The organism is Alkalibacterium sp., assembly GCF_046484155.1.
Lineage (GTDB): Bacteria > Bacillota > Bacilli > Lactobacillales > Carnobacteriaceae_A > Alkalibacterium.
This window is the reverse complement of sequence record NZ_JAWOBT010000098.1, coordinates 1-5,326: the sequence shown is the minus strand read 5'-3', so window position 1 is coordinate 5,326 and position 5,326 is coordinate 1. Positions and strand designations below refer to the sequence as shown.

At 41.6% G+C, this 5,326-nt stretch carries 4 protein-coding genes; all 4 read left to right on the top strand.

The annotated features are described in order from the left end of the window. The first annotated feature begins 84 nt into the window (after positions 1-84). The 4 genes from R6U02_RS07020 (at position 85) to R6U02_RS07005 (ending at position 5,260) form a co-directional block, all read left to right on the top strand. Positions 85-1,701 (top strand): gamma-glutamyltransferase family protein, encoded by a 1,617-nt coding sequence (locus R6U02_RS07020; protein WP_410262903.1) that lies wholly within the window; start codon positions 85-87, stop codon positions 1,699-1,701. Positions 1,702-1,740: 39 nt separating this feature from the next. Continuing rightward, the gene (locus R6U02_RS07015) at positions 1,741-2,631 is read left to right on the top strand and encodes an ROK family protein (RefSeq protein ID WP_410262902.1); all 891 of its coding nucleotides are present in this window, start codon (positions 1,741-1,743) and stop codon (positions 2,629-2,631) included. 11 nt (positions 2,632-2,642) lie between these two features. After that, complete coding sequence (locus R6U02_RS07010) at positions 2,643-3,290, top strand: SGNH/GDSL hydrolase family protein (RefSeq protein WP_410262901.1); 648 nt, start codon at positions 2,643-2,645, stop codon at positions 3,288-3,290. 629 nt (positions 3,291-3,919) lie between these two features. Continuing rightward, positions 3,920-5,260, top strand: coding sequence for an ABC transporter substrate-binding protein (locus R6U02_RS07005; protein WP_410262900.1), 1,341 nt, complete (start codon positions 3,920-3,922; stop codon positions 5,258-5,260). Positions 5,261-5,326 lie beyond the last annotated feature (66 nt).

Here is a 5,326-nt window from a genome sequence, read left to right as displayed (position 1 = left end):
ATACAAGATTGAAATCGTTCAACTCTAGAGAAGAGACACCGAGTGATTGCTCGGTGGTACATATTAAAAGGGGATAAGCGACAAATGGGGGATTTAAACTTTAACACAGGCGCGTTTCATTATGGCTCTAGAAGAGAACTTGTCTATGGTAAAAACGGTATGGTCGCCACATCTCATCCCATAGCTGCACAAGTGGGACGAGATATATTAAAAGCCGGCGGGAATGCCATTGATGCGGCCGTCGCTACAGCGGCTACTTTAACGGTAGTCGAACCGGGTTCAAATGGAATAGGGGGAGACAGTTTCAGTATCATCTGGAAAGATAATGAAATGTTCGGATTAAATGCGAGTGGTCCTTCGCCCAAAGGATTGGAACCGGCAGCTTATTTAGATAAATCGGCACCTTTTCCAACATATGGATTAAAACCGGTGACAGTTCCAGGTGTCCCTGCCGGCTGGGCAGAATTAATAACAAAACACGGGAACTTATCATTAGCAGAAGTGCTCGAACCCGCAGCTAAGATTGCTGAAGAAGGTGTCGTCATTTCCGATACGGTCCATCATGCCTTCAAAAGGTCATATACACGGTTCAATAAAGAAAAAGAACAGTTTCCGGAATTGAATTCCTGGTTTGATGTTTTTGCACCGAAAGGACGCGTGCCAAACGTCGCAGAAGTGTGGTCTTCAAAGGGTCATGCCAGAACTTTGCGTCTCATTGGTGCAACGAATGGTAGCAGCTTTTATAAAGGAGAAATAGCTGAAGCTGTCGTTTCTTTTTCAAAAGAGTTTAAGGGTTATCTGGATAAAGAAGATCTGGCAGGTTATCAGCCGGAATGGGTCACGCCTGTTAAGGTGAATTACAAAGGGTTTGATGTTTGGGAAATGCCGCCGAACGGACAAGGCGTTGTCGCTTTAATGGCTTTGAATATATTGAATAATGTAGAATTAAATGGGAAAGACAGTCCTGAAACGATACACAAGCAGATTGAAGCCATTAAATTAGCCTTTTCTGACGGCCAATTGACCATCGCCGATTCGAATCATATGAAAATGAACGTTTCCGATCTCTTATCTGAGACCTATGCAAAAGAGCGGGCAAAGTTAATAACTGACGAAGCCATCAGTGCACAGCCAGGCTTACAGGATGATTCAGGAACCGTTTATTTGGCAACGGCAGACAATGAAGGAAATATGGTCTCTTATATTCAAAGCAATTATATGGGCTTTGGCTCAGGAGCAGTGGTTCCAGGGTACGGGATCAGTTTGAATAATCGTGCTCTCGGTTTCAACCTACAAGAGGGACATGTGAATGCGTTAGCGCCAGGGAAGCGGCCGTTTAATACGATCATACCTGGTTTTTTAACAAAAGATAATCAGGCTGTTGGGCCTTTCGGCGTAATGGGGGGCCATATGCAGCCTCAAGGCCATTTACAAGTGTTGCAATCCATGATAGATTTTCGGATGAATCCCCAAGACGCTTTGGATGCACCAAGGTGGCAATGGATTAAAGGAAATAAAGTCATCGTAGAACCAGCGATGCCTTTATTCCTTATCGACGAATTGAAGCGTATGGGACATGCTGTTGAAGTAGAATTAGTGAAAGGCCATTTTGGCAGAGGTCAGATCATTTTAAAAACATCGGAGAATACCTATGTGGGTGCTACTGAACCACGTACCGATGGAATGGTTGCGGTATGGTAATGTTATTTAGTGATTCTTTGAAAAAATGGAGGAGAACGTATGGCGATTTTAGCATTTGATATTGGCGGTTCAGCCGTTAAATATGGCATATGGAACGAAGATCAGTTGATCGGAAAAGATAAATTTAAAACACCGAAGACTTGGGAGGAAATGAAGCAACAATTAGTGATCGTTAAAAAGAATGCTGAAAAAAACGTCACTTTAGAAGGAGCCGCCTTTTCTGCTCCGGGGGCAGTAAACCAGAAGGCTAGGCAGATAGAAGGCGTAAGTGCAATCGAGTATCTGCACTTTTTCCCTATTTACGATGAACTCGAAGAGGCTTTCGACTTGCCTGTATCATTTGAAAATGATGCGAATAGTGCGGGACTAGCCGAAGTATGGAAAGGTTCAGCGAAAGATAATGATACCGTCCTCTTTGTTGTTATAGGAACTGGGATCGGCGGGGCAGTTATAGTGAATAAAGAAGTGCATCATGGGCCGCACTTGTCTGGTGGAGAATTCGGGTTTATGCTCCTTAACGAAACGCAGAGCTTTAGCGAATTAGGTACAGCTGTTAGAATGGCTATGCGCTATGCCGATCGAAAAGGGTTATCTCATGATGAGATTGATGGGAAACAAGTTTTTGAGTTAGCTGAAGAAGGCGATCCGGTAGCCAAGGAAGAAGTCGACAAGTTTTATTCATATCTGACAAGGGGTCTCTATAACATTGCCTACTCGTTTGATCCTGAAAAAATAATTATCGGTGGCGGTGTATCCAATATGGATGGTCTCCTTGATCGTCTGAACTTAGAGATGATAGACTTGCTTAATCGTATCAAATATAAAATATTCCGTCCGGAACTGGAGCTATGCACATTCAGAAACGATGCTAATTTAATTGGCGCAGTATATAATTTTTTGCAAAAAAATGATAAGTTAACAAGTGACTAAGGAGAATTCAGATGAAAATGATGAATGATGATACTCTTTTATTTATTGGAGACAGCGTTACAGATGCAGGTCGTGATAGACTCGATCCGGCTGATCTCGGACAAGGTTTTCCTTTATTGATTTCAGCTTACCTCCAAACACTGTTCCCAGAAAAAAGATTGGCCATTTTAAATAGAGGCATTGGCGGAGATAAGCTGAGTGATGTTAAAAACAGATGGGAAGAAGATTGTTTGGATCTGAATCCAGATATCGTGACCTTGCTCATCGGTATCAACGATACATGGAGAAGTCAGGAGAGTAAACACATAGCGACTGAAGCAGAGATGGAAGGATTTGAATCCGATTATCGCTTTTTACTCAAGTCTCTTCTCCAGCGTACGGATGCACGTGTGATATTAATGGAACCTTTTGTTCTTCCTTATCCAAAAGATCGGGTGAATTGGCGTAAAGATTTAGATCAGCGCATTCAAATTGTCAGGAAAATGGCGAAAGAATATCAAACGGAATTGATTCCGTTAGATGGATTGCTCAATGCGCAGGGAATAAAGAACAGCTTCAGCTACTACACGGGCGAAGATGGTGTCCATCCGACTTTAGCGGGGCATGGTTTGATTGCTAAGGCATGGATCAATGCTATTGTGGAAAAAAAGATGTTGTAAAGCAGCGGAATATATGGTAATATAATTTTATGCGATGAGTCGAATGTTTCCACTTTTTGTGGAAACTTCAAGCACGGTACAGATGTTAAATCATCACAACGGGAAGTTGGTATTGGAGATCAAACGCTGTGAACGCGAGATCTCGCCTACAATGTAGGTTGCGTTAGTGCGGACAGGCCAAACTGTCCGCACTTTTTTTTTGCACTTAAATACCCTTAGCCATTAGAGTTACCTCAATGAGTTAGACCTTTAAGGTTCTATAATAAATCGTGCTGGTGAGTTCTAACGAACGCGCTGGCTCGATTAATTATAGAGCCTTTTTTGTGCACTAGCCTAAAGCATTAAATTGAGTGAAAAAGTCACCTGAAAAAACTATTGCTTTTAATTGGACAGTAAGTTAGTATATGTATGTAACGCGCGTTAGTTTGTAAGGCGAACAAACTAATATATTTTTTCGCTTAATATGTAAACGCTTTATATCGGCTGTTTCTATAAGTTAGAACTTCCAATTAAAGGTTTAACTTATACTGCAAGATTAAAAATAGAAGAAGGAAACTAAAGGAAGGAGTGCTATCGAAAAAAATAGGCTACTACTGATTGGTATTTAAACTGAATTTGGAGGGATATTCATGATAAATAGAAAATGGTTTTTAAGTTTAGCAACAATGTCAGCACTTACTTTGGCAGCATGTGGTAATGGAGACACGACGGATGAAGGAACAACCGATGAGGATGTTGCAGAAACAGAAGAGGGAGAAGAAACTGCAGCGCCAACCACAGGTGGCGAAGGTGTCTTGGACGTCTGGACATTTACAGATGAAGCATCCACTATGATCAATGATTACTATCTTGAAGAATTTCCTGACTTAGACTATGAGATCAATATTTCTGAAATTCCAACAGAAGAGTTCGAAACTCAGTTAGATCCTGTTTTCGGAACTGATGATGCACCGGATGTTATTTTTGCAGAACAGGCTTTTGTTAAAAAATACGTTGAATCAGGTATGCTCGTTGACTTAAGCCAGTACGATGGAATTATGGAGGGTGCAGAAGCTACTTTCGATTACGTTAAAGAAATCGGTACGCAAGCAGATGGCACATTTGTCATGAACTCATGGCAGACAACACCGGGTGCTTTCTTCTACCGTCAAGACTTGGCGAGTGAACATTTAGGTATTGAATCACCCGAGGACATGCAGGCAGCGATTGGTAACTGGGATGGATTCCTGGAGACGGCCCGCGAACTCAGAGATGCAACAGACGGTTCAATTTATATGGTTTCAGGACGTGAGGACTTGAATCATCCTTACTACATGTCTCGTGATCAGGGCTGGGTTGTTGATGGTGAATTAGTTATCGATGATCAAGTATACGAACTGCTAGACACAGCTAAAATAATGGTCGATGAAGGTTTGATGATGGATGCTGAACCTCGAGGCGAAGAATATTTTGCTGCCATGAATAGTGATGAAGTAATGGGATACAGCTTACCAACGTGGGGGATGCATTTCTGGTTGAAACCAAATGCAGATGAAACTGCTGGTAACTGGAGAATGGTCACAGGTCCTACTTCATACTTCCGTGGCGGAACATGGATCGGTACAACTCAAACTTCGGACATGCAGGATGAAGCCGCTCAATTAATTGAATGGTTGACAACAAATGAAGACTTTATGACAACCTGGGCAAGTGACACAGGAGACGTTGTGTCTAATGAAAATGTTGTAGAGGAAGTTCGTGGAGACTATGAGGAAGAATTCTTGGGTGGACAAAACCATTATGATGCTTTTGCTGATGCAATTCCAAATATTGATGGTTCCATAATAACTGAATTTGACCAAGGAATTGCTGGAGCCTTCGATGACTTAGCATTGACTCCTTATTCTAAAGGTGAAGTAACTCAAGAAGAAGCAATTGAAGCCTTTAAGTTAGAAGTACAAAACTTATATCCAGATATTCAAGTAGATTAATAATAGTATAAAAGTGTAGCATAATGAGAGTGCAGCTGAACGATTCTATTTCTAAGAAGTGTTCAC